Here is a 25,714-nt window from a genome sequence, read left to right on the forward strand (position 1 = left end):
ATAAATTGACCTGTATAACTCCTTACCAAGGTTTCCTTTTAACATTTTAAAACGGTACTTCGGAGTCCAAACAATATGATATTTGCAACGCCAATAAACATGTGATGAACTTCTATAATCGCCCATGCTTTTCGTTTCCTCTTACTTGTGGTGAATAAGAAGTCTCTTTTAGCATGGGCGTAATTCAGGCTATAGCCTCAAGGAACAATCACCACCGCCAGAGGCGGTGGTTTTAGGATGACAATAAAACCGCTTTGCCCGTCCCTGTGATATGCTCTGAAAATGATCCCTTTCGATGTGACTACTATGATTTCTAACACGATTCAACCACCAGTGGATTCTCACAGCGCTCACAGACTCTGCCCCACATGGGAAGCCCACGCGATAGGCAAGATTGAAGCGGATTTTCAGCGCAGCGCCGATACCCACTTGATTAAGCTTGAATTACCTATGCTCGATGGCATAGATATTTATCTCAAAGATGAAAGTACTCACCCAACAGGTAGCTTAAAGCATCGCCTCGCCCGCTCACTCTTCCTCTATGCCCTGTGTAACGGCTGGATTAAGCAAGGCACGCCGATTATCGAATCCTCATCGGGCAGCACGGCGATTTCTGAAGCCTATTTTGCCCGTTTACTCGGTTTACCTTTTATTGCCGTGATGCCCAAAAGCACGGCTAAAAAAAAGATTGAGCAGATCACTTTCTATGGCGGTCAATGTCATTTTGTCGATCATTCCAGTGAGATTTACGCCGAATCGGCGCGCCTTGCCGCAGAGCTTGGCGGCCATTATATGGATCAATTCACCTACGCCGAGCGTGCAACCGACTGGCGTGGTAATAACAACATAGCCAACTCTATCTTCAATCAGATGGAGCGCGAGCCACACACTATCCCGCGGTGGATAGTGATGAGCCCAGGCACTGGCGGCACATCGGCGACCATAGGCCGTTACATTCGCTATCAAAGGTTGGCGACACAACTTTGCGTAGTCGACCCGCAAAACTCCGTTTTTTTTGATTTCTATCAGAGCGGCGATGCCAGCTTAACTTGTTGCAATGGCAGTAAGATTGAAGGCATAGGTCGACCGAGAGTCGAGCCATCGTTTATTCCTGGTGTTGTCGATACTATGCTGCAAATTCCCGACGCCGCATCAGTGGCGACAATTCATTGGTTAGAACAATTGATTGGCCGTAAAACCGGCGCATCCACAGGAACCAACCTGTACGGCGCATTGCAACTTGCCGTACAAATGCAAGCGCGTGGAGAGCAAGGCTCAATAGTGACCCTCATTTGTGACTCGGGTGAGCGTTACCTTGATACTTATTACGATACAGATTGGATTGCAGCTAACATCGGCGATATTGCGCCCTATCAGCGCCAACTTGCAGCATTTAATCATTTCGGCCAGTTAAGTGAGCTTGATTAAGCAACTGTATTAAGTCGTTAGGTTTAAAATCCACAAAACATCCACCATAAAAAACGCCCCACAACTGTGAGGCGTTTTTTATGCTTTGCAAATTAGCATTAATCAATATTCAAATACTTATGGGTCTGGATCGATAAGCGCCAATTACGGGCGATACACACTTTCATCGCCAGTTCTGTCGCTCTAGGCTTTTGACTAATCGGCTGCAGGCAAATCGTTTTCGCTGAAATATCGATGTCTTGCAGTAACTCATCAAGTTCATCGATGTGATTTTCAGTGGCGATAGGATGCTTAATCTCATTGGCGCGATTCAGCGCCTGTGCTAATACCTGATAGCCCCCTTTCATGTTCACCTTGGGTGATACTGTCACCCAAGTGTCATCGGCACAGTTGATTTCAAAGGTGCCACTGGTTTCGATTTGAGTCGCAAAGCCTTGGCTGTGCAAGGTCTCGGTTAATTCGCGTAAATCGTACATACAAGGCTCACCGCCGGTGATCACGATATGACGCGCAGTAAAACCTTTAGCATGAAAGGCAGCGATAAGACTTTGCGCCGTATGATCAGCCCAGCGACCAATGGTGCCGTCCACGGTAATCACTTGCTCTGGCGTCACTTTATTGGCTTCAAGCACATCCCATGTCTGTTTCGTATCGCACCAAGCACATCCCACGGGACAACCTTGTAGGCGGACAAATATGGCGGGCACTCCGGTAAAAACACCTTCACCTTGAATGGTTTCAAATACTTCGTTGACTGGGTAGTTCATGCTGGCGTTCCACTTTTCTGGGGCGGCATTTATAGTGGATTTTAGCTTGAGCTGCAAGTTTTTGCGCCGAGAAAGCCTATTTGATGCAGATCGCCAGAGTTTGCAAGGACTATGGCCTGAGTTACACTAACGGCCTATTTATGAGTGTTCTACGGTTAAGTGAAATCTTTTATGTCAACGAGCTTAGTGTCAAAACCCTTAGCGTCCAAAGCAGTGGTGGTATTCAGTGGCGGACAAGATTCGACAACCTGTCTTATCCAAGCACTAACCCAGTACGATGAAGTACACGGGATCACCTTTGACTACGGTCAACGTCACCGCGAAGAAATTGAAGTCGCCAAATCCTTAGCAAAACGCTTGAAGATCACCAGCCATAAAGTCATGGATGTCACCTTACTCAATGAGTTAGCGATATCGGCACTGACCCGTGATGCGATACCCGTTTCACATGAGTTAATGGAAAATGGCCTGCCGAATACTTTTGTGCCTGGACGTAATATTCTGTTTTTAACGCTTGCGGGCATTTATGCCTATCAATTAGGGGCGCAGGCGATTATCACAGGCGTGTGTGAAACCGATTTTTCAGGCTACCCTGATTGTCGTAACGATTTTGTCAAAGCGATGGAATCCGCCTTAGTACAAGGCATGGATAAGCAACTAAAAATCATCACGCCTTTGATGTGGCTCAATAAGGCACAAACCTGGGCACTGGCGGATAAATATCAGCAACTTGATCTGGTTCGCCACCATACTCTCACCTGTTATAACGGTGTGATTGGCGATGGCTGTGGTGATTGCCCTGCCTGTCATCTTCGCAAACGTGGATTAGATGACTATCTACAGAATAAAGCAGCGGTCATGGCTGAGCTTGACGCCAGCGAGCCTAAAGCATGACACGCAGTCCCTATTGGGTCGCGCTGATGGTGAGTCTGATCTGTGCGGGTTTGTATGCCGCAGGCTTAGCAAGCCCCGATGTCGATAACCTACTCGCCTATCGCCGCAGTGCCATTAGTGAGGGTGAATGGTGGCGATTAATCACTGGAAATTTACTGCACACGAATCAATGGCATCTATTGATGAACCTTGCAGGGCTGTGGGTGGTGCTATTTTTGCACCATTTTCATTATCATCTCAAAGGCTTAAGTGCACTATTTTTCGTGTTATGTTTACTTGAAGGTATAGGCTTGTATTTAGGCTATCCGCAATTGCTTGGTTATGTCGGCTTAAGCGGTATGTTGCATGGTTTGTTCGCCTACGGCGCAGTGCAGGATATTGTCCGTAAGCTGCGCTCAGGCTATCTGCTGCTCGTTGGCGTTATCATCAAGGTCGGATACGAACAGCTTTATGGTGCCAGCAGTGATGTCACCGCCATGATAGGTGCGCGCGTAGCAACCGAGGCGCATTTGGTCGGCTTAATCTGCGGGCTGATTTGCGCTTTAGCGGTGTTTATTAAGCTAAAAATGAGCCAATCAAAAGTCCCTGCTTAATCCAAGTCAAGATATTAAAAAGCCGTCGCAGCATGATTGCTGGACGGCTTTTTTAATGCTAAGCGCAAGAATAAATCTAGGCTTTGATCAACAGGTCCCGCAGGTGCTTGACTTCATCACGCATTGCCGCCGCTTGTTCAAACTCTAAGTTGCGCGCATGTTCATGCATCTTCTTCTCAAGCTGATCAATTTGATGGCTTAACTCTGCCGCATCGACTTTATGATAATGGGACTTAGGCTCAGCCACTTTGCCATACACCGCTTTACTGTCGCGGCCATCATCCACATCCATCACATCGGTGATCCGTTTAACGACGCCCTTAGGCGTGATACCGTGCTTTAAGTTGTGCGCCCGCTGACGTTCACGACGTCGGTCAGTTTCACCTATCGCTTTCTCCATCGAATTGGTGATGCGATCGGCATAGAGGATCACTTTACCATTGACGTTACGCGCCGCGCGGCCAATCGTTTGGATGAGCGAGCGTTCAGAGCGCAAGAAGCCCTCTTTATCGGCATCTAAAATACACACCAATGACACTTCAGGCATATCTAAGCCTTCGCGCAATAAGTTGATCCCAACCAATACATCAAACTTACCTAAACGCAGATCGCGGATGATCTCAACCCGTTCGACAGTGTCAATGTCCGAATGCAGATAACGCACTTTTACGCCATGTTCGTCGAGGTATTCAGTCAAATCCTCCGACATACGCTTAGTCAACGTCGTCACTAACACCCGCTCATTGACGGCCACTCGCTTGGCGATTTCAGACAATAAATCGTCCACTTGGGTCCCAACAGGGCGCACTTCTAATTCAGGATCGAGCAATCCCGTTGGCCGCACAACCTGCTCAGCAATCTCGCCTTCGCTCTTTTCCAGCTCGTAGGCACTCGGTGTTGCCGACACATAGATAGTTTGCGGCATCAATTGCTCAAACTCTTCAAACTTAAGCGGCCGGTTATCCAAGGCGGACGGTAAGCGGAAACCGTATTCCACAAGTGTGGTTTTACGGGAACGGTCACCTTTGTACATAGCGCCGATTTGCGGCACAGTCACATGGGATTCATCGATAATTAATAAGCCGTCGGCAGGCAAATAGTCGAGCAAGGTTGGTGGCCCTTCCCCCGGTGCGCGGCCAGACAAATAGCGCGAGTAGTTTTCGATGCCAGAGCAGTAACCTAACTCCACCATCATTTCCACATCGTATTGCACCCGCTCATGGATACGCTGGGCTTCAATTAACTTGTTGTTATCGAGTAGATATTGCTTACGCTCACGCAGTTCTTCTTTAATAAACTCAGTGGCAGCGATAATTTTTTCCCGCGGCGTGACATAGTGAGTCTTAGGGTAAACCGTCGTACGGGCGATACGTTTAATAATATGGCCCGTTAACGGGTCAAACTCACTTAAACGTTCAATCTCATCGTCGAACAACTCGACTCGAATGGCATTACGCTCAGAATCGGCGGGGAAAATATCAATCACTTCACCGCGCACACGATAAGTACCACGTTGTAGCTCAATATCATTGCGCTTGTACTGCAATTCACTGAGACGAATTAAGATGTCACGCTGCCCCATCACATCGCCTTGGCGTAGATGCAGCAACATTTTTAAATAGGAATCGGGATCGCCCAAGCCATAAATAGCCGACACCGAAGCAATCAGCACCACATCTTTACGTTCTAACAGCGCCTTAGTGGCGGATAAGCGCATCTGCTCAATGTGAGCATTAACCGAAGCGTCCTTTTCGATAAAGGTATTTGACGCAGGTACATAGGCTTCGGGCTGATAGTAATCGTAGTAAGAAACGAAATACTCGACCGCATTATGGGGAAAGAACTCTTTCATCTCGCCATAAAGCTGCGCCGCCAAGGTTTTATTAGGCGCCATGATAATCGTGGGCCGGCCTAACTTTTGGATCACATTGGCAATTGTGAAGGTTTTACCTGAGCCCGTCACTCCGAGTAAAGTTTGGCAGGCCAGACCCGCTTCGAGTCCATCGACTAATTTGGCAATCGCTGTAGGTTGGTCGCCTGCGGGGGCGAATTGCGATTCAAGCTGAAAAACAGATTCTGACACGCGCACATATCCTTTTAGTGAGTCGCCCCATTCTAATCAAGTCACCGACTAAGCTCCACAGTTATCCTTCCTGTCGTCATATCAATACGATCTAAAACCGCAAGATGACAATTTAAAGGAAGAAACATGAAACTTTTAAACTAAGGCGTTTTCAGCGTTTTTTGCTCACAAAACACCCGCAAACTAAGCAAAAATGCCAATTTAATACACAAGAAATCAATTTCGTTCGATTACAAAATTGCAACCTTGTTTTCACCCTCAACAAAAACCACTTGCTTTTAGTATGCATTTGATAATACTTAAATTTATTTTTGAACCCCAAAATAGTGCATTTTAAGTCCGCCGCCCATACCCCAAGGCTTTGGCGGCCATTTTTCAGGACAACTCACAGGGTTATCCACAGATTTTGTTGATAAGTCGAAATAACCTAGAAACCACGCGGGATTGGAGGCTGTCATGTGTCTTAACAACCGTCTCTCGGCATTTAGTAATTTAATTACATTTTGTAGCGCGCCACGAGATTTGATAAACGAATTCACCTAAATTGAAAATTAGTGATTAATCAATTACTCGTTGGTTCACTTAGTCTGATAAATATGGGTTCACTCAATTTGATAAACTTCTTAATAAGCCCCCTAAATCGAGGGCTATTGAGTCTTTTCTACTTAGTTAATACGTTGGTCTACCAGTTCCAAATGAGCAGTTCTTGCTGCTCTCCAGAGCGTTTTGAGCCTCCTACCGTGTAACGTATTCCCAGCGTCTTCATTTGTAGTCCAGCGAATGCCTCGCGCATCTCTGGTATGTCATTCACACTGATCACCATCTTGCCTTTGATTGTCTTCGCAAGCTCGGCCATCAAGGCATATTGCTCTAGTCCAAACTCTACACCATAACCTGCGGTACTCCAGTAAGGCGGGTCTAAATAGAACAAGGTTTCTGGCTTATCGTATCGCCTTACGCACTCAGCCCAGTCCAACCGCTCGATATAGGTTCTTGCCAAGCGTAGGTGAGCAACGCTGAGATCTTCCTCAATCCTTAACAAGTTCAAACCAGCTGGTCGAGACGCTGAACTCCCAAAATTCTGACCTGATACTTTCCCGCCAAACGCCAGCTTTTGAAGATAGTAGAAGCGACTCGCTCGCTGAATATCGGTTAGAGTTTCAGGGTTAGTATTCTTCTGCCATAAAAACTCTTCACGGCTAATTAAAGCCCATTTAAAGTGCCTTATAAACTCTTCTAAATGATGTTTAATCACTCGATAAAGATTAACGAGATCACCATTCATATCATTGACCACTTCCACCCTTGCCTCATCCTTGCTAAAGAACATTGCAGCACCGCCGCAGAAGGGTTCAACATAGGTATGATGCTCAGGGAATATCGGTAAAATCTGCTTAACTAATCTACGCTTACCGCCCATCCAAGGGATAATCGGTTTTGGCATGTGAGCCTCCTTTTTTAGGATTTTTTATGCTAGGCTCGGTTCGCCGTGTCGACGCGGTGAGGGAGCCTTGGTTGGCTCACAGGGTGTTATCCTGTGTGTTGACGGTCTAGCAGTGTTGGTAGCATTGCTAGACCGCTCTCTTTTATCAAATCTCTAATTCAACATACGTCAGGTCGGCGGCTTGGCCTTGGATCTGACCATCAACGATATACACTTTCCCGCTGGCAACTGAGTCACCCAAAACAGTCTGATAACTGCCATCGACGTGCTGTACTGTCGTGGTGCCATTTGTCACGCTAATCACAGTGGCAACACTGCGCTGGGGCTTGGGGTTTAAGTTCGCTAAGCGTTGATAGATGTTGCTCATGCTGCCACCTCATTACGCAATAGCGTCACGGTCTGATTCACAGTAACCATCCCCGTTGACTCATTAACGCTGCCGCTTATGCTGAAGCTTTCACACACTGACTTAAACACCTCGGCACCTTTGCGAACCCCAATTAACATGCCTGGTCGCATGGGTGGCAAATCCGCCATGACCTTAGCGCGAATGCTGTTTTGCACCTTATTACCTGCGTTGGCTAACTCGGCCGTTGCGCGCATTCTTGCGGCTTGATTATCAGTGATTAACTTATCCACTATATCACCAGCAAAGTTGTCACCAGCTGTCCCGAAACGTTTCACTTTCGCCGCCACGCCTTGTTGTTCACCACGCACAAACACCGCATTAGCATCGGGACGAATGTCGATACGCTCGTTAAATTCGAGGATCACTCCATCGTGCAAAATCACATCGGGAATTGCGCTTGCGGTATTCCAAGGCACGACTGGCCACTGCGGGATCACCGTTATAGTCTGAGTTTCATCATTCACATCGAGCATGGCCCCAATGCTATTTGCCATCATGTTAATCGCTTCAGCGGGTGTTTTAGCGGCATAGCTAAAGGCGTTTGCAGGTACAGGGTAGTCACTAATTTTACTGGCGACAGTCCACCCAGTATTGGCCACAATATCGGCCATTAAGCCAATAAAGCTACGGGCTACCACGTTCACATAGTTGATGGCCTTTCTGTTCGGGCTGGCGAGTGTGGCTAAGCGACCTCGACCTGTCGCGCTATAACTGGTTTTGCCGAATGCTTTAGATTCGCTGGGAGACTCACAAAGCAGGTAAAAGTCATAGCCGTTAATGCTTATTTTCAGTAATTCATTAGCGGCACGCTCGGCATCAATACGAGATGAAAACGCTAAGCTTCCGCTACTAGCCCATTGCGAACGGGACTGAGAAATGGATACTGATTTGAGCACCACAGCAACGCCGTCACTCACACGAACACAACTGATTTGAGGCTGCATGAGGTAACTCCTTCTGATTTGCGGTTCGATGGGGATCTTAAAATCAATGGTAGGTAATGGTGGATTAGTGCCTATCAGGCCGCCGCCATCGTCCCAGTAGCACACGTTCGGTGAGGCAGTAAATCTAAGCTGTGTTGGGCTGGTTGAGTTAATCCAAGGCTCACTAAAGCGCAGCGTTACCTTACCCACTGGCGGTACGTATTTACTGGAACACACCCAACGCGCCGCATGGGGAGCCCATGCCACAGCCTTGTTATCACCTTGGCTTTGAATGTTGGTATAACTAAGCGCTATCTCAGTCGCTAGTTGCTCGCCGATATGCAGTTTAACGGTAATTTGCTGGCTCTTGGCGGCGGCCTGTGACCACTGCATTTCAAGCATTATCTGCTGCAGCTCTGGCACTATCCAATTGCTCATTGCTTGATGGCCATGGGACTGAGGTACCAACCAATTCATATCAAGTTGAAAAGGTACCAAGGTATTCCACTGCCACTCAAAGGCGAACGCTTCCCCAGCTAATGGTGGCGAGGCATTCCATAACATGCTGATTTGCTGCTTTAGAAGAATGCTTTCCCATGCAAAATTTCCATTGGTACCGTGCGATAGACTACGTGTAATGAGGGTGATTTTCTGTTCAACACTTTGACCTGTTTCCATTACCAAACCGCAAAGCATCCCTATGCTGCCAACACGGATAGGCGGGTCTGGTAACTCAGGAATAGGGTCATCACCAAACCGGATTTTTATCGGTGAAGTTTTATTTGGCCAAGGCTTAGTAAATCTAAAAATGATGGCTGTCATTAGCGTACATTCACAATGTTGCCATTAATTAACTCGGCCTTAACTCCATCAACTATTTCAGCGTTATAAACGTTATCATCATCCAATATCCCAACCAGTAGGGAGTGAGTATTACTGTGTTGGATTGGAACAATAAATTTCATCACTTTATTGTTTTGCAATTTGAAATTTTGATATGTTTCACCACTTAAACGATCAATAATCAACACTCGTTCAGCGTTAACATCGGCATCAACTTCAACCATGGCCTGAGCGAATACCCTATCTTTTGCTGCAGAAACATTGATAATTTTAGTCATACCATTGCTCCGTATTAATCCAAAGATGCGGGGAATAGTTTGATCTTAATAGCGTATGCATAACACCATTCATCGGCAAATCAATCGGCCAATCTTCATCCCTATACCCCATAAAGCATGAGGAATACATGCCGGGTATTTTGGCTCTTACCATAGGGCTGATCATGCTGCTTGCCGCATAATCACCGTTACGATCTGTTGTGTTATAAGGTATGGTCAGTAGTAGTGGTGATAATATGTGCTGAATACCTAAGGTTTCTGCATTTTGGTTATAACTTGCTGTATTGTTATTGCCTGTAAATGGATCGTTAGCGGTGTATTCTTTCACTCCACCGTTTCCACCTTCTACATCATAAAATCGTGCATATTTAACGTTATTGTTTACACCAAGATTACCTGTTGTATTGCCACCACCAGTACCACTAATTAAGGTAAATGTGCTTTGATCATTTGCATAAAATGACTCAGCGTCACCAATGAAATACATTTGATAATATGAATAGCTGCTGGTGTTAGTACCGTCTGACATTGTCATCTTATTGGTTTGATGCAAAATTAAATAAAACCCTCTTGACGTACCAATAATTTCCCAACCTCTATGACTCACTTGATTTATAAAAGCTCGGTACGGCACACCTTTGATGAATGCATCAAGATCACTCATACCTGCACTGGCCCACATGAGACAAGTAGCATTATTCGAGTTCGCACCACTAAATTGAAAATAACCGCCACTACCCCCGTCAGTTGTGGTGTTGCGAAACGCAACTTTAAAAGCGGCTGCATTTTCAAATTCTAATGTCCACCCAAGTGATGCCTTAGTACCATAACCCTCAACCAACACTTTTTTTAGAATGTTAATCCATTCTGACACATTAGCATTAACCAACTGCGGGGCACCCGCATCGGTATAACGATAAACAGTAACTGGTAAGCCCATTGCAATTGCTCCTATGACTCGTTGCCAAAAAATGACAACACGGCGTTATCTTTAGTGATTTGGCTGTGGCCAACCTGCACATTTCGCAGCAGCATAATCGGGTTTGAAGCGGCGAACGTGGCAAAACGAATCGCTTCGCCTTGCTGCCAACCGCCACCCCATGCACCTGAGCGAATAATGAAATACGGGGCATTAGTCAGTGGGTTAATCGGTGCAAAATCATTCAGCGTATCGCCTGCTGCGATTTGACCAAGACGGCGGCCAACACAACGAAAGGCGGTGGCTGAGGTCATAATCAATACCCAATCTTCATTCACTGCTGTGGTGTTTTTGACTTCAAACGGATAATCAACCGCATTCACGTTGCCCGTTGCTGGGTCGCCATCGAGGTCCCAATTGTTGGCCCATGCCGTCATATCCCGCACGCTGCCAACACGCGCCTGCAGGTCGCCAAGAATTTGCACACTGGCTAATGTGGTACCTACCGGATATTCACGGGCTAAGGGCTTGGCCAGCACAACGCTATTGCCTGAAAACGATGAAACTAGACCGAGTTCCATAATGGTATCTCTTAGCACAAACGGCGCAGTAAACCCCGTAAAATCACTGTTAATCGTGACCGTTCCGGCCACCTTGTTTACGGTGAAATGGTCATTATTAGTGGTCCATAGGCTGGCACCATTGGCATCGGTGATATCCACAAACTGGGCATTTTCACGAATCGTAAACACAGTGCCGACAGAGCCTGTGACTTGCTGTACTTGGGCATGAGACAGCGCGACAGTGCCCCAGCGTCTGAACATATCGACAATGCCATCATTGGGGATGCGCAGTGGGTTTAGCCCATAAATCTCGGCGGGGGGTAGCTGGCGCAATTGGTCGGTAATGTCATAGCGCAGCGTGGTTAAATCCACCGGATTGGTAAATAACAGTTCAACCAAGCCATCTACAATAGTGCCGCTAATACCACTGCCAGTTATCACCCCTTGGTTGTTAGATGAGGCGCTGATAATGGCGTGATCGGATATCCGCTCAACCTGCACGTAAAAGCTCTCTAACAATGGATTAGCCACACTCAAGGCAAATTTAGCCGTAGTATCGCCGGCTGCCGCTGCAGCGGTTGATTCAACTAAACCTGAATAGGTCAATTCAAAATCACCACGGCTGACCGTTTGCTTGGTAACGACACCCGTAAAATAATCAATGGTCGCCAGCAACTCAGTGGTGTCATACAACTTACCGATACCACTATTCACATTTTCAAACACATCCTGAGGCACATAGTTACTATCGGCAAACACAGCGCGGCCTTTTATACTGCCGACCGTTAGCTGCTTATTGGCTGGGAATGCATTAGCGCTTGAGTAAATGCTGTATTTGTATGCAGAAACATAATAGAGCGAGACTGTGGGATTATAGGCAAAGCGCACATCAGGCCGCAGCGTAACGGTCACGTTCCCTGTCCCGACAGTAATCGACTGAACTAAAGCACTACTCCCACCGAAAACGCCATAAGGATCTGTTGATACTGCAGTGACAACATCAGTGTCTATCAGTAAATCCGCTGTGGTGAAGGTATAGCTGTACGTCCATTGGGCACTTGGCTGACTAATTACTTTGCGGATCACTTGGCTAACAGTGGCATCGCCGTTATCACTGCCACCCGTGATGGTATTGCCGGGCTTTGGCGCTAAGGTGGTGATCGCAGGCAGTAACGACAATTGAGTCGCCCCCACAGCTAAACTTACCCCGCTGGCGGCGGCAGTCAGCTTAGTTACCCCGTGGAATTTCAATGGTGATGCAGTGTTAGATAATCGCAAGCGAGTGCATTTACTCTGGCCATTGATTTGCAAACCTGGTTCTGGTGTCGCAAACGGTATCGGCGGCTCGAATACAACAGTGCCCACCGCGCCAGGCACTATGCTAGTACGAGTGACTTTGCAAAAATGGGTTTTGCGTGGCCATGCCACGTTTTCAATACCAGGATATTCCACGGTAATACAGATCACTTGGCCAATCTGCAGATAAGTGGTTTTCCAATAGTCGCGGTCATTAAAGCGATAGGACGACTGCAGGTAATCTGAGGAAAACGAGTTTTGGTTCACAAGGAAGCCTGGACCACCTTCACGGATCAATTCCCCTGCTGTGACTGACGACTCAATGATCTCTTTCATATCCGTCATGCGAGATTCATCATCCAGCGCGGCAGACTCGATCATGAATACGTTAACTAATGGGTCTATCGGTGGCTCACTGATAAACACATGTGCATCAATCAAAGTGCTGGTGTCTGGCGTATCGAGCGCAGGGAACGCTTTTACAATGTCGATACTGGATTGGGCATGGTCGATATCGGATATCGCTGAAAATAGCTCATTAAGCTTGCCAGACTGCACCACTTGTTTAGTCCGTTGGCCGCCTGCCTCATTACTTGAACCCAGTAACTCGGGCTTAAATACTTTTAAATCTAAACGGGAAATAGTCATATTAAACGGCCTTTAAACAGTGATTAACTTCAAGGTTATAGCCTCGATTTCGTCGGGGTCGGTATCGCTGTAATTGATCGCTGGCGTGCCGCTAATGGGCTGTTCGCTGTAGTCCCACATCACAGTTAATGCAGTGCCATTGATATCCAGGTTAAAGCTGTTCGCGCCCTTTGAATTGGCGTGGGCCTCAAGGGCGTTAAACACAGATAAGGCTTCTGCATCGCTGAATAACACCACAGGGCGGCCCGCTTGTTTGGCGGCCACTTCAACATGCTGCGAGCCATCGAGCGCAAACTCAGTGCTGCTCACAAAGAGCGTATAACCAAAGCGGTTAAGCCAAATAAAATGCGGTAATTGAAGCGTGTCTAAGGTGATCATGAGGTGGCCTTAATCTGTTCTAGTTCGAGCAAAAACAGCTGCTTAAACTCATCAAGCAAATCGGCTTTCACCACATTGCCCGACGGCATTGCCAGCTCTAACCGATAAATTTGTACACTGCCGCCTGTGTTCTGATTGCTCACCGATGGCGCAGTGGTTTGGCTTGAGGGACTGCGAGTGGAATTCGTCGCGGTGCTTGCACTGCTTGATGCACGCTCGATCGCCTGTGCGTTACGTTCTGCCGCCTCGGCCTCGATTTGTTTCAGCTTAGTGCTGTAGATTTGCTGACTCAGTTGCAGAGCTTCTTGGGCACTGGCGATGGACTCTTTATCCTGGGCAGTGCGGGCAGCATCGAGCTGCGCCTTAAGCTCAGCCTGTTGCTGCTCATAGCGGCGCTTCTCGATAGCGGCTTGGTTATTGTTAAGCTGATCCATCTCATCTTTGAGACTGTCCAAGGTCGCGTTGATATCGTCACGCAGGCCGAGAATACGATCACGGGTAGCATCAATGGCCGCTTGCAGTGGCTTAAGTTCTTCGTCACCTAGCTCGCGTATATTCCACTTAGCCTCGCGGCTAATTTGATTGACGCGATCGAGGCTAATGCTGGAGCTTTCGAGTTCTTCAGTCCATTTACGGGTCAGTAAGGTTTCATTGATGATCTGCTTTTCGCGAATAAAGGCTTGGTTACTGAGCTGCGCCAGCACACCCCAAAAGCCCGTATTTACCCGCATATTGTTCATGATGCTTTTAGTCAGCTCATCGACGCGGGCGTTGAGTTTTTCGGTGCTATCTTCGTTAAAGTTGAACTGTTTATTTAAGTGGGCATAGGCACCCGCGAACAGGTTGACATACTCAGTGGCGCGGCCAGTGGTTTCCTCTAATTGTTCAAGTTCTTCGCGTTGCTCAATTAAGGTTTTAGTGGTCTTTTTTACCTGTTCGTCAGTCTCTTGCTCACCATCTTCCAAACCGCCCATTAAGCGTTGCAATATTCTGAGCACTTCAACTAAGCGCTCTTTTTGTCGCAGGTATTCTTCCGCCGTGATGCCGCCGTCTTTATAGGCTTGTTCGAGCCTCAACATCTCATCAGATACAGCGGCATACTTGCTTTTTATCTGTTCATAATTAGCAGCTTCGAGTGCCTGAACCTCACTGAGCTGCTTAGTTTGGTCACTTAACTTGCCCTGTAAACTAATCAGATCTTGTTGGGCTTTTGCTTTGGCTTTACTCGATACCGTCGAGCTGTTCATCACATCGCGGCATTGCTGCAAACGGGCTTCAGTTTCTGCCACTGCGCGGCTTAGCTTGGCTTGCTCGGGTGAAAGTTCCTTCACGCTGTCTGTATAGCCGTATTGCTTTGCTGTCAGCTCGCTCAGTTCCTTGGTTAGCCCAAGGGTGGCGGCTTGCGCTTTCAAGGTTTCGGGTACCGCAGCGCCCGTTGCTTCGGCGGCCGTTAATGCCGCTTTAGCCCAGGCTAAAAACGCATCCTTTTGTTGCTCAATCGGTTCACGGTTGTTCTTAATCAGATTAAAGGCCGCTTCGGCTTTCGTGTTCACCTGCTCTAAGGCATGGCTACTGGTCAGCCCTAAATCCTTATAGGCTTGCTCCAATGCCTCGGTGCCCTTAGCCGTGGCATCTAGATAGGTTTGCTGCTCTTCAAACTTGGCGCGCAGTATTGTGAGTAACTTAACGTGGCCTTCGTATTGATCCCCCGCCGCCTTTAACGGCACTAAGGCGGCGTCAATTTGGCGAATGAAACCGCCCATACCACCTTTAACGCCATCGAGCGTTTTAGTTTGTTCGCTTAAGGTAAAGGTCAGGCGCAGCGCTTCTTCAACCGTTAATTTAATCGGCTCAACGACTTCAACGGCGGCCTGTTTAACCTCTTCCATGGCTTTAGCGGCGTTCTTCCACTTACCAGTGGCATCGTCATAAATCAGTTTGCCTTCGTCTACCGCCTTGTTGAACTCGGCCATAGTGGTAAAGGCTACGCCCGTTTGCTCACTGAGGTCCTTAAGTGAGTACTCCAACTGTTTGGCGCTAGACGCGGCAGCGCGTTTAGACTTTGCCAGTGCTTCTTCAGCAATCAATAACTCTTGGTATACCCGAGCAACCTCGATCAACTCGCTAATCAGGGCTAAGTACAAACCCGCTTTAGCCGCTGCTGCCAAGGCGGTTTTAAGTTTGCCAGCAGCTAAGGCCGCGCCCTCACTCGCCGCAGTGGTACCCATGATCGCGCCAGTGTAAAGACGCATCACGCCGATGGCGGCATTGGCTCCGGTGATCACATCACTAAAATAGCTACCGACTTTTAACGCTAGAAATGCCTTAGCCACAAAACCAATTTCATCACGGAAGTGGTACAGCATAGCCGCGCCATCTTGCACCGCTGAGCCAATGCTCACGATCGTGTCGCTGACTTGCTGCGCCCATTCCTTTAAACGGCCATCAGCGGCCATGGCGGCAAACTCAAGATTCAACTCACTGATCTGGCCCTTAAGCCAATCAAGTGCACCGGACTGAGCCACGAGATCATAGAAGGATGAAAGGTTATCTTTAAGGTTTGATACTTGGCCACTGAGTAAAGCCATCTGCGCCGCTGCGCTGCCATTTGCGGCTCGGCCCATTTCATCAATCAGGCCTTGGATCACATCGCGGCCAAGCTTGCCTTGCTCACTGAGTTTTTGCAGTTCGGTGGTGTTCTTTCCCGTGACCTTAGCCAGCATGTCCCATACGGGCACGCCGCGCTCAATCAACTGCAGGATCTCCTCACCCTGTAGCTTTTGTTTTGCCCAGGCTTGGCCGAGTGCCAAGGTGATCCCCTCGACCTCTTGAAAACCGCCACCCAGTTTAAAGGCTTGATCCACAATCGCCTTCATGGTGCCGTTCATAGGATCGAGGCCAAAGGCTTTGGCCTTCACAAACGCTTGATTAACTTCGTTCAGTTGCAGTGGCACATCGATGGCGAATTGCTTTACCCAAGCGGTGGCTTGTTTGCCAGATTCAAAACCGCCCATCACGGCATTCATTTGCACGCCAAGACGTTCAAATTGATCGCCCGTGGCAAAGACATCCTTCACCGCTTGGGCTACACGGTCAAAGCCCAAGTAAGCCCCTGCTAAGGCGGTCACTTGGCCGATCACGCCACGCAGGGAACTGGCATGATCACGGGCGCTGGCATTGCCCTTATCTAACTGATTGGCAAACTTATCGACATTGCGGCCAGTGCCGTCAAATTCGGCACTTAACTTGCGCTGCGCTGTGGTCAGGTTGTTGTAGTCAATGCCCGATTTTGACAGGGCATTTTGCAGCTTAGTGTGGCTGGATGATTGCTGCGCCAACTCGCGCTGCATTTGCTCCAGCTCTTTTTCTGCCACATCAATAGAGCGTGCCAGCTGCACAAAAGGCGCATCCGTTTGGCTGGCACGTTGCTTTAAGTCCTGCAGTGCTAAGGCTGCAGCAGTGACAGCAAGCTCTTGTTGTTCAAGCTCATTACGTGACCGCTTAAAGGTGTTGATCAGGTCTTGCTGGTTAGCCAGTTCATCGAGCTTATTGGCTAAGGTATTGGCTTTTTGGCTGGTCGATTGGCTACTCTCGCCCACATCATCAAGCCCTGTTGCTAAAGGCTTGAGGTCATTAGTGAGCTGCTCTGCTTGGTTGCTGGTATTACGGCCGCTTTGGGCAACTTGGTCTAACTGGTCGCTTAACGGATCAAGGCTGTTTTTAAGTTCATCAACTTGGTTAGCACCCGCTTGGCTGGCATCACTCACTCCATCGAGTTCATCAGCGAGCGCCTGCGTCTTAGGATTCGCCGCATCCGACTCAGTGCCGATGCGCTTAAGCTCATCGACTAAAGCCGCAATGTGTTGCTTGCCCGTGGCTTCTGCCACGATCCGCAGGGCGAGTTCTAAGGTTTTATCAGCCATGGCTATCTCGTTAATGCTCTCGTTAGTATCTAAATAATCGGTGTTTAAACGGCGGTTAAATGGGGATTAAAGGGCATGGCAATTGAGTACGGCCATGCCCTTGGGTTAAGCAAAACCGCTTATGCATCCAGCTCTAGGTACTCGAACGGATGATCTTTACCCGCGACTAACTGGGCTTTACCCGCAAGGGTGGCGCTCACAAACTCACTGGCGGCAAAATCGATCGCAGCCGTAGGCGATAAGCTGGCGTCGAAAACATCAAGCTTAATCGGCTTGCCTGTTTCTAAGTTGGTACCTTCTCCGAAGATCCGCGCACGAGTTTGGGCGTTAATGCCACCGCGAATGAGGGTGCCGCTAATGGCGTTATGTTGGCCTGTCACCGTCACCGCGCCACCCGCTTCAATAGCGCCGCCTTTTACGGCGCGCACTAGCCCTAGGGCATAGTTCACCTCATAGTCAGTGCCCAGCACTAAGGTGGCAGCGTCTTTCTTCACCACAAAACCGAGGGCAGCAAAGTTACTTTTAGGTAGCTGTATCCAACGCTGATTATCAGGCAAGGTCACGGCCTCATCAGTTAAGGTGCCGCTGCCCGTGTTCAGCACTTGGGTATCACCCAGCAGTGCCATAGCAATCAGTTCGGCGGGTTGATCGTCAAACGACCATTCCACCTCAACAGGTTTTGCAATTTTCACCACGCTTAAAGCTTGGCCATAGCTGTCTTTCTTTTTACTGCCACGTACCTTTTCGTCGGCGTCGGTTTTAATGGCGAGCTTAGTGGTGTTGATGGGACCAATGATCCCCGTTGATTGCCCTTGGGCATTTAAGCGGTCAACAAAAAAGTTGCCTGCGACTAATAATCCATTCATAGGATTTTCCTCATCTTAAGTTGTTGGGTTAGCTGGGTTTGAATCTCAGTTGCACACTCACGGCCACGGGGTAATAACCGTGGCTTTTAGTGAAACGGGGTTTAATCGGGCTGTTCACTCGCACAAAGGGGCCAAGCATCTGACCATCCACCGCAATGGACTTACCCACAATCGCGTTTAACAGGCTGACTAATCGCTCACCCGCTTGGCCTTCGTGAATAGATAAACGGCAAGCCAATACCACAAGCCAAGTCTGCTTAATTTGGCTGGTGTTGCCGCCTTGTGCGGTATCCGCCAGCGTATCGCCCATATACAGCACATGGGCGGCGGGGGTGATTTGGCTGCGCTCATCCACTTCGCTTAGCTCATTGGCTTGATAGACCTTTTTCAGCTTCTGGCTCGTCACTAATGGCTCAAGCAGTTGAGTCAACGCATCACCTGCAGCAAGGTAGTTATCTTTAATCTCAAACATCAGATAAACCCCTTAGACGATGCACGGCCAAACACGCTGCCTGCACTTTCGATACTGACCACTAACTCACTTTGGCTAGCGACTTCACCCGTATCAGCTAGCCCCAAACTGATATCGCCTTTGCTCACTGCGGTTAAAAATTTCACCACAGCGGTATAGCGTTTCTCGACTTGTTCAGGGGCTTTATCGCCATACAAGAAGTAACGGGCGATATCGCAGCAGTTACGCTCCAATACGGCGGGAACAGTGGTTAACGGCAAGGTGTAACGGCCCACGATATAGCCATCAATCTCGGCCGACGCATCACTCAGCGCTTGCTCAAGCACGACGGTATTTATTTCCCCTGGCACACTGTCTTCACGCTCGGTGAGCAGCATTAAGTCCTGTGCACCAAAGCGACTGAGCATGTTGTCAGGGGTGGCGTACATGGCTCTTGTGATGGCTAAGTCGGCCATGGCTATTCACCTGCTTCGTTGGTGACGGTGCACGATGTTTCAGTGCTTGGTGTTTCAGCGCTTGGGGTAGCCGTTTCACTCGCACCTGGCACTGTGACTCTTACCGCCCGAATAGCATTGACTAAGTCAGGTTTATTCATCGAGTTAAAGCCGATGATCTCCAAGTCTTTTGCTAACGCCTTAAGATCTTTTACCGTGAGCTGGTCTAACAGTTCATCTACTGTCAGTTGGTTTAAGACTTTCTCTTCACCGCTAGGCTCTTTCACGCCAGTCAGCTTGCCTGTGATATCGGTGCCTAATGTCTGATCACCGTCTGGAATGTCCACACTCCCCGACGCTGGTGCCATATCACGCACGGATACTTTAAGGCGCTGGTCAGCTTCAAACGCTGCAACTTGCTCATCCGACAACTCGGCCAGCGGTATAAAGTTTTCGCCTTTGTTAAGCGCCATGCCCGCACGGCGGTAGCCAGTGTGCGCAAGACAGATAACCAACAGGACTTGAATGTTATTAGAAGGATTCGCCATTTCATTGTTACCTCACTCGATGTTGGGGTGCGGGCGCATCCTTGTGCCTGCGATTCGCTGCTCAAACTTAAGGGGTAAACACCTAAAGCTGTGGCACCACAAGGATCTCGAACTTGCCTTTCAGTTCGTTATCCACGGTCACGCCACCTTCATCAATGCGCTCACGGGTCATTAACTTGAGTGCGACGTCTTCAAGAGAAGCTGGGATCACCAGCAAATTGGGGCGTATCTTGAGCTTCTTACCGCCATCGCTGGTAAAAGCTTGCATGGCTTTGTAAGCGCTCCATAGGTTGGTGGCATTGAGAGTACGCTTGTTGGCGAAGGCCATTTGCCAGAAGCCAAAGCCCGCCTCACAGCGCATATCGGTGCCGAACTGGAACTCGTTATTGGTCCAAACTGCAGGGTCGGTTGGATTAAACAGGGTGTTTAAATCCAGCTTGCGACGCTCTTGAAAGATGAGTGGCTTTAATGGGCGCGTGGTATCGAGCAAAAACCAAGGTTCCCCCGTATAAGCGCCATCAACCACCATGTTGGCCACCGATACGTCAGCCCCCGTACCATCGTGCTTCTCGTTAACGGGATGGTCAGTGTCAAAAAAGTTCTGCCCGTCATAACACAAAGTGCCAAAGCCCTCGGCTAATAGCTCGAACACCAAGTCGTCGGGAAACTCTTCACCTTCCTGCGCCAATGCCTGCACCATAGGTTTGTAAATCCCTAAAGTGTCATCTTCCACATCATCACGACTAATACCGATGGTGGTTTCAAAGGTACGGTTAGTGATTGAATAACCATGCTCTTTGATGGAGTTGATCACCCGCGCACCAATCCATTCGCGCATGGTCGGCATTGAGCCTAACCAGCCGTAGGTATTGGACTTAGTATTGCTTGGCACCACTGAGGCTATTTTTAAATACAGTGGATCAGTCTTAGCTAACGCATTTTGAAACTCGCTACGCACCATAGTGCGCAGGGCTTGTAATACTGGGGCATTAATAGCAGCCATTATTTGTGCTCCTGATCAGCGGCGATAGCTTTAGCAAAGTCAGTGTGCGACATGCCCCAAGAATCGGCCATTTTGATTTGGTCGGCAGTCAGTGCCGCGAGTTTGGTTTCCTTGTCCTTGATAGGATCGGGAACTGTGGTGGTTTGCTTGGCCGTTAATGCGGCAATAGCCACACGCTCACCCAAGTTGGCTGTAAGCGCCGCCATGGATTGCTTGCCTAACTTGGTTAGGTAATCACGTTCGCACTCAAAGGCTTTGCCTTCATCTATCGCCGCCTTCACGGTTTGCTCAACGGTAAGCACACCGTTTTCAGCAGTAAGTGCAACAAGTTGCGTGCGCAGAGCAGCGACAGTTGCCGCTGGAACGTACTGGCTTAGATCAACCGAGGGCGATGTAGCACTCAGCGCGGTAAGCTGTTGCTTTAAGCCATCAACGCTATTTGCTGCCGTGGTTAGCGTATTAAGTGCAGATAGCGCCGCGACCTCTTGCTCAGCCGTTAAGGCCGTTGCATCCTCGGGCACATCTACCCCAAGGGCGGCTAAGATTTTTCTCAGTAATGGGTTCACATGGAGTTCCTCCGTGTCGGTGGATTGGATAGGTTCGTGTGGATTGAGGCTTGTATTAAGAGCAGCCAGTGCAGCCAACGATGCGAGTGGCAACATGCCATCGACACCAGGGCGGTTAGTTAACGCTGCTGAATGGATAAATTGCGGGCGGCCAGTGCAGGTGTCATAACCGAACACTAGGCTGAAGTACTTGTATTCTTTGGCCGTGAGATAAGCGATGGCGTTATCGGTAAAGCGCGGCTTAATAAACAAGCCCTGCCCCTGTCGATATTGCACGTCATCGATGTTGAACCAACCCGCAGCGGGTGCAGGCTGGCCATTCTTCTCTTTGTTGAGGGTTTGGTGTTCGTAGTCAATAACCAGATCACCGGCTTTATGGGGGGTGTTTGCTCGCAGGGCCGCGAACGCAACGCTATCCATCAACCACTTGCCACCAGCTACATCATCAGGGCGACCATCTACGGCAGCAAAGTGACCATCAGGCAGCGCCTGAATGTAGCCATCTTCACCAACCACAAAGGTTGCTTCTGAATTGACGTTTAACTGGCAGCTTAAGGCGGCAAAACCCAAAGCTGTGGTGGTTGCAGACATAAAAAAGGCACTCTCAATAACATTGGAGTGCCTATGATGATCTCGCTTTAATCACTTGCGGATTGGAAAGGTTTCGGGATTACATTCTTAGGTTTATTGCTTATCAGCTGGCGTAACTTCGATACCTAAGGAATCCAGCTTAGTCTTGTGCAACAATGTATAGCGCTGCTTTAATGCAGCTTTGTATTCATCATCAAGCATTGGATCTTTAAGCTGCTTTTTTATTTCACGCTTTTGTGATCTCAAAGTTGCCCAAGTTCTAACTTGATCTTCAGTAGGTAATTTTAAAGCCATAATGGCTAGCATTGTGACGTGTGAGCCTAATGCGCCAACAGCAGGAACCAGAGCATCAATAACATCCGGAAAGTAAGGCCAACCAGCAGTTGGCTTAAAATAATTAATAAGATTTACCCATAGAGCCACAAAGAAAACAAAATCAAATTTACTCACTTTACTCATCGGGTCGTGGTCCCTTTGGTTTGCTGAATCAATTTGATCTCTTGAATTAGCTGCTCAATATCGTCGTCAATCTCGACAATTTTCGAAACTTTCTGGCCGTTCGCGTCAACATAAGTCAGCTTCAGGCGATTGACATCACCATGCATTAAATCAAACAGCACTCGCACCACGACTCTTCCGAGTCGATATGCAAGTACTACAGCTCCAAATGTAATAACCCAACCTAATGCGCTCATAATCCTACACTATTCGGCCATCGGCCTTTCTGTGGCGATTGACTTTTGTAATAACGAAACGTGGGCGACCTTTCTTACCATTAGAAGTAATTTCAGTCTTTTTCATCTCGACTACAAACAAGTCATCGGAAGATATCTCTAAAGGTTTACCATCTTTACCGTTTGCGATTTTTTCTAAAAAGAACTCATCCGTCATTTGAGTTGGGTATCTGGCTGTACCATAAGCAATCTCCCATCCCTTCGCACCTAAGAAATTAACCTTAGTAAATCTAACATCGGCAACAATGGTCTCTACTTCAGTTTCTTGATGCATCACTGAAGGAGGTGCTTTATACACTTCTGCTTCATCTTTATCCACCTCTAAAGAAATTCCCCCCTCTGAGGTAATCTTAAGATTACTCGCATCCTCGTCCTGTAATGATGAATAAAGCAACTTATCTAACCCAGATCTAATTTTCGGATTTTTGACCAACTTGGCGACAGTTTCAGAACAAGTAACTTCCTGACCATCTACTCTGATTGTAGCTTGTTTACCGTGTTCACCTTTACTAATCTCAATCTCAGTCATAGCTCTACTTTTTAACTGCTCGACAACTTCCAACACTGTACCTAAAGCAAAACCTCCTGCGACGAAGCCCAAAGTTCTGAATACGTCAATACCACCTGACTGAACAAAATCGATCACAGTCTCGAATGATCCAGGTTGCTCAGCAATTACCTTAATATCGTATTCAGAATTTTCACCATTCAAGATTTTATCAGTCTGTTCGACTACTTCCTGCAATCCCTGCAGAGAAGTAATATACGTAGCTAGTGGCATTTGATGATTTGTATTGTCTTTCTTACCAAAAGATAAAATGATCTGGTGAGTTGTTTTATTTTCCATGTCCAAGACTTTGTTCTGTAAAATGTAGGTTGCAATTCTAATGCTCACTTAACAAGTAACGCAACCTTCTTTAATCCCTGCTTAAATCCTTCTTAAATGGTTTAAGTGGCTTTTACGGTATGATGGGCACTATCACTCACATTGGAGTGCTTAGGCTGATTGGAAAAATAAGATTAGTTAGATGCCGTTTATGTAGCACGCTTTTCTTTCAACAGTATACTTCTATTCAAGTGCCTTTCATCCCGCACTTTATCAACCTTGGAAACTATTTTTATCAAACCAGTGATAGGATCATAATACTCATCACTAATTTTTCTCATGGGCAAATTAGCCACTTTCCTCAATCTCATAGACATCTTATTTACCGAAAGAGCCAGCTTAGCAAACTCATACTGCCTCGTTTCAAAGTACTCTTCGAAATAAGGAGGACTAGCTGCGTATTCAGACGCACTTGCGATTAATTCCTGCGCACTACGTATACACTCAGGTAACCACAAAATATCCCTCATAAGGTCCTGTGGTAGACTGCGCCAATCTACATCCTTGGTTGGCAACTCAAACTTGGGATAAGGGATTGTGGAAATATAGTAACCTTCTTGATCAGGTGTCCCATTATCACCACATAAGAAAACTGCTTCATCAAAAAATCTATCAAGCTGCATCGTTACCACAACGGCAAGATAATACTGTTCTTGTTTTCGCTGGTTTCGTTTCCCCCATGCGCCATAGACAAGATTCAGCACAAAACCAACAACTACACCTAGTAATCCGATAAATTCCTTTTCCATGAGGACGATCCATATAAGTGATTTGAGTTCGAGCATAACCCAGTTTAAAACCCGTTTAAATCCTTGTTAAAGCGTTTAAGCGGTTTTGCGCTAAGCCGTTATACCAACTTGAGAGTTAAGGCGCTTAAAATGCGTTTGAGAGCTTTACGCTTCGGAGCTTGTTACCTTAGAATACAGTCATTACTTTTAAACCATGGACGGCACATGAGCACCCCTTCTACATCGCCTCAAGCAGAACAGCAGACTCAAAACCACGAATCCGAGAGATCATTTAATTGGCTTATCATTTTGCTGGCCATTGTTGCTGCTTTTTTACTTGCTTTGTACTTTATCAATTTCAACGGGGGCTGGGGTAACCAAGGCGATTTCGGTGCATTTGGCGACTTTCTAGGTGGTGTGCTCAACCCTATTTTAGGCTTTGCGACAGTAGGGTTACTTATCTGGTCACTGAAGATGCAAAGAGAAGAACTTGCTCTTACCCGCAGTGAACTAGAAGGAACCAAAGAAGCGATGCAAGCTCAAGTGTCTCATTTGCAGAATGAAGCAAAATTAAATGAGCTAATGAGGGTTATGGCCGACTTGAGAACTCAATGTCAACTCACATTAGATGAGCAAGTTACCTACGATAAGAAATTAGCAAATCATATTTCATTTTATTCAGAACCTCCTATCTATGAAATGAAAAATATTCGTATTCGGAGTTTATTGCTAGAAGGGCATAATTTTTCAACTAAACTCAACCAAGACACTAGGAATTTACTCCACGTTTTCTATTTAAAAGCTAAGAATACTAACACGACTAATCAATGGATCGAGCTTGAAAAACTCTTAATTCATTTTGCAAAGTTAGTAGTTATCTATAACGAGCTGTCTAGTAATCCAGTAATCGCAAATATCTATTTAGATGAAGCTAGGAAAATGCTAGAACCATTTCAATGTACTTTCAATGCGCCAGAAATTAATAATCAGCTAGATATAATTTATGGAGTTTTATATCCGAATAGATAATCAGCTTTAATTTAACAAAAGTAATCGGATATTATTTGTATTATTTGCTGCTCATCCTCAGTGCCCACACCTAGATATGGTCGTGCTGGAATACCCGCTGGGCCTGCGGGCATATCGTCGGTGCCACCAAACTGGTGAATGGCGGCATAGATTTTATTGCTGCCAATCGCCGCCCAAAAGTCACCACTGTCAGCAGTCACGCTGGCAGCTAGCCCGCCAGCACTGGCCTGCAGCATCTTACCTCCCTGGCGTTTAGGGTTGGCTTTAAGGTAGGCATCACTTAAGGATGCCCAAGCTTGGCCTGTGGTGGGATCGGCCTCTGCTTCAAATGCTGATTCGGTGGCCAATTCGAGCACGGCAGCAATATCGTTCATCGGCTCGCTTAAGTCATCGAGCTTATCCAGCAAGCTATTAAGCACCTGCAATACTGTGCCGTTGGTAAACTGAATATCCACTTTGCTCATAGTG

The 25,714-nt window shown here is 47.5% G+C and carries 27 protein-coding genes; 4 read left to right on the forward strand and 23 right to left on the reverse strand.

Annotated elements, in window-relative coordinates:
- A partial coding sequence (locus L5M49_RS02040; RefSeq protein WP_263142520.1) for a transposase occupies positions 1-126 on the reverse strand: 126 nt, incomplete at its 3' end.
- A gap of 156 nt (positions 127-282) precedes the next feature.
- Here L5M49_RS02040 and L5M49_RS02045 point away from each other — a divergent pair.
- The gene (locus L5M49_RS02045; RefSeq protein ID WP_263265346.1) at positions 283-1,428 is read left to right on the forward strand and encodes a PLP-dependent cysteine synthase family protein; all 1,146 of its coding nucleotides are present in this window, start codon (positions 283-285) and stop codon (positions 1,426-1,428) included.
- A 98-nt stretch (positions 1,429-1,526) separates the two neighbouring features.
- Here the strand turns inward: L5M49_RS02045 and queE are convergent, their stop codons facing one another.
- Complete coding sequence (gene queE / locus L5M49_RS02050; RefSeq protein ID WP_263265347.1) at positions 1,527-2,195, reverse strand: 7-carboxy-7-deazaguanine synthase QueE; 669 nt, start codon at positions 2,193-2,195, stop codon at positions 1,527-1,529.
- A gap of 171 nt (positions 2,196-2,366) precedes the next feature.
- On the opposite strand from queE, the gene queC reads away from it, so the two are divergent.
- Positions 2,367-3,089 carry a 7-cyano-7-deazaguanine synthase QueC gene (queC, locus tag L5M49_RS02055; protein WP_263182322.1) on the forward strand — a complete coding sequence of 241 codons (723 nt, stop codon included), beginning with the start codon at positions 2,367-2,369 and terminating at the stop codon, positions 3,087-3,089.
- Positions 3,086-3,682, forward strand: a complete 597-nt coding sequence (gene rrtA / locus L5M49_RS02060; RefSeq protein ID WP_263209381.1) for a rhombosortase — start codon at positions 3,086-3,088, stop codon at positions 3,680-3,682. Before queC ends, rrtA begins: the two co-directional genes overlap by 4 nt.
- 76 nt (positions 3,683-3,758) lie before the next feature.
- On the opposite strand, the gene uvrB is transcribed toward rrtA, so the two are convergent.
- The 20 genes from uvrB to L5M49_RS02160 form a co-directional block, all read right to left on the reverse strand.
- Positions 3,759-5,765, reverse strand: coding sequence for an excinuclease ABC subunit UvrB (uvrB, locus tag L5M49_RS02065; protein WP_263191975.1), 2,007 nt, complete (start codon positions 5,763-5,765; stop codon positions 3,759-3,761).
- Positions 5,766-6,070: 305 nt separating this feature from the next.
- Positions 6,071-6,223, reverse strand: a complete 153-nt coding sequence (locus L5M49_RS02070) for a hypothetical protein (protein ID WP_158497640.1) — start codon at positions 6,221-6,223, stop codon at positions 6,071-6,073.
- Positions 6,224-6,447: 224 nt separating this feature from the next.
- Positions 6,448-7,209, reverse strand: coding sequence for a DNA adenine methylase (locus L5M49_RS02075; RefSeq protein ID WP_263265348.1), 762 nt, complete (start codon positions 7,207-7,209; stop codon positions 6,448-6,450).
- Positions 7,210-7,354: 145 nt separating this feature from the next.
- Entirely contained in the window at positions 7,355-7,576 is a 222-nt protein-coding gene (locus tag L5M49_RS02080; protein WP_006087201.1) for a hypothetical protein, read from the reverse strand.
- Positions 7,573-9,363 carry a hypothetical protein gene (locus tag L5M49_RS02085; RefSeq protein WP_263265349.1) on the reverse strand — a complete coding sequence of 597 codons (1,791 nt, stop codon included), beginning with the start codon at positions 9,361-9,363 and terminating at the stop codon, positions 7,573-7,575. Before L5M49_RS02085 ends, L5M49_RS02080 begins: the two co-directional genes overlap by 4 nt.
- Positions 9,363-9,662: a hypothetical protein gene (locus L5M49_RS02090; protein WP_263265350.1), complete on the reverse strand. Its 300-nt coding sequence runs from the start codon at positions 9,660-9,662 to the stop codon at positions 9,363-9,365. Before L5M49_RS02090 ends, L5M49_RS02085 begins: the two co-directional genes overlap by 1 nt.
- Positions 9,655-10,602: a hypothetical protein gene (locus L5M49_RS02095; protein WP_263265351.1), complete on the reverse strand. Its 948-nt coding sequence runs from the start codon at positions 10,600-10,602 to the stop codon at positions 9,655-9,657. The genes L5M49_RS02090 and L5M49_RS02095 overlap by 8 nt, the downstream gene beginning before the upstream one ends.
- A gap of 11 nt (positions 10,603-10,613) precedes the next feature.
- A complete protein-coding gene (locus L5M49_RS02100; protein ID WP_263265352.1) occupies positions 10,614-13,088 on the reverse strand; it encodes a hypothetical protein in 2,475 nt (824 codons plus the stop codon).
- Positions 13,089-13,100: 12 nt separating this feature from the next.
- On the reverse strand, positions 13,101-13,466 hold the full coding sequence (locus tag L5M49_RS02105) for a hypothetical protein (RefSeq protein WP_263265353.1): 366 nt from the start codon (positions 13,464-13,466) through the stop codon (positions 13,101-13,103).
- Positions 13,463-17,389 carry a tape measure protein gene (locus tag L5M49_RS02110; RefSeq protein WP_263265354.1) on the reverse strand — a complete coding sequence of 1,309 codons (3,927 nt, stop codon included), beginning with the start codon at positions 17,387-17,389 and terminating at the stop codon, positions 13,463-13,465. The genes L5M49_RS02105 and L5M49_RS02110 overlap by 4 nt, the downstream gene beginning before the upstream one ends.
- 119 nt (positions 17,390-17,508) lie before the next feature.
- The gene (locus tag L5M49_RS02115) at positions 17,509-18,255 is read right to left on the reverse strand and encodes a hypothetical protein (protein WP_212600729.1); all 747 of its coding nucleotides are present in this window, start codon (positions 18,253-18,255) and stop codon (positions 17,509-17,511) included.
- A 28-nt stretch (positions 18,256-18,283) separates the two neighbouring features.
- On the reverse strand, positions 18,284-18,727 hold the full coding sequence (locus L5M49_RS02120) for a hypothetical protein (protein ID WP_263265355.1): 444 nt from the start codon (positions 18,725-18,727) through the stop codon (positions 18,284-18,286).
- The gene (locus L5M49_RS02125; RefSeq protein WP_263182313.1) at positions 18,727-19,182 is read right to left on the reverse strand and encodes a gp436 family protein; all 456 of its coding nucleotides are present in this window, start codon (positions 19,180-19,182) and stop codon (positions 18,727-18,729) included. Before L5M49_RS02125 ends, L5M49_RS02120 begins: the two co-directional genes overlap by 1 nt.
- Positions 19,183-19,184: 2 nt before the next feature.
- Positions 19,185-19,709 carry an HI1506-related protein gene (locus tag L5M49_RS02130; protein WP_263265356.1) on the reverse strand — a complete coding sequence of 175 codons (525 nt, stop codon included), beginning with the start codon at positions 19,707-19,709 and terminating at the stop codon, positions 19,185-19,187.
- A gap of 82 nt (positions 19,710-19,791) precedes the next feature.
- Positions 19,792-20,712, reverse strand: coding sequence for a Mu-like prophage major head subunit gpT family protein (locus L5M49_RS02135; protein ID WP_168825203.1), 921 nt, complete (start codon positions 20,710-20,712; stop codon positions 19,792-19,794).
- Positions 20,712-21,869: a phage protease gene (locus tag L5M49_RS02140; RefSeq protein WP_263265357.1), complete on the reverse strand. Its 1,158-nt coding sequence runs from the start codon at positions 21,867-21,869 to the stop codon at positions 20,712-20,714. Before L5M49_RS02140 ends, L5M49_RS02135 begins: the two co-directional genes overlap by 1 nt.
- Positions 21,870-21,962: 93 nt before the next feature.
- Positions 21,963-22,328, reverse strand: coding sequence for a hypothetical protein (locus tag L5M49_RS02145; protein WP_012197082.1), 366 nt, complete (start codon positions 22,326-22,328; stop codon positions 21,963-21,965).
- Positions 22,325-22,564: a hypothetical protein gene (locus tag L5M49_RS02150; protein ID WP_014357964.1), complete on the reverse strand. Its 240-nt coding sequence runs from the start codon at positions 22,562-22,564 to the stop codon at positions 22,325-22,327. The genes L5M49_RS02145 and L5M49_RS02150 overlap by 4 nt, the downstream gene beginning before the upstream one ends.
- 4 nt (positions 22,565-22,568) lie before the next feature.
- Entirely contained in the window at positions 22,569-23,450 is an 882-nt protein-coding gene (locus L5M49_RS02155; RefSeq protein ID WP_012197081.1) for a hypothetical protein, read from the reverse strand.
- 188 nt (positions 23,451-23,638) lie between these two features.
- The gene (locus tag L5M49_RS02160) at positions 23,639-24,238 is read right to left on the reverse strand and encodes a hypothetical protein (RefSeq protein WP_014357963.1); all 600 of its coding nucleotides are present in this window, start codon (positions 24,236-24,238) and stop codon (positions 23,639-23,641) included.
- A 204-nt stretch (positions 24,239-24,442) separates the two neighbouring features.
- Between L5M49_RS02160 and L5M49_RS02165 the strand changes: the two genes are divergently transcribed.
- Entirely contained in the window at positions 24,443-25,246 is an 804-nt protein-coding gene (locus L5M49_RS02165; protein ID WP_258547614.1) for a hypothetical protein, read from the forward strand.
- Between the two features lie 11 nt (positions 25,247-25,257).
- Here L5M49_RS02165 and L5M49_RS02170 read toward each other — a convergent pair whose 3' ends face one another.
- Positions 25,258-25,710: a phage virion morphogenesis protein gene (locus L5M49_RS02170; protein WP_263265358.1), complete on the reverse strand. Its 453-nt coding sequence runs from the start codon at positions 25,708-25,710 to the stop codon at positions 25,258-25,260.
- Positions 25,711-25,714: the final 4 nt, after the last annotated feature.

The sequence above is a fragment of the Shewanella sp. SM74 genome (genome assembly GCF_025653725.1).
GTDB lineage: Bacteria > Pseudomonadota > Gammaproteobacteria > Enterobacterales > Shewanellaceae > Shewanella > Shewanella oncorhynchi.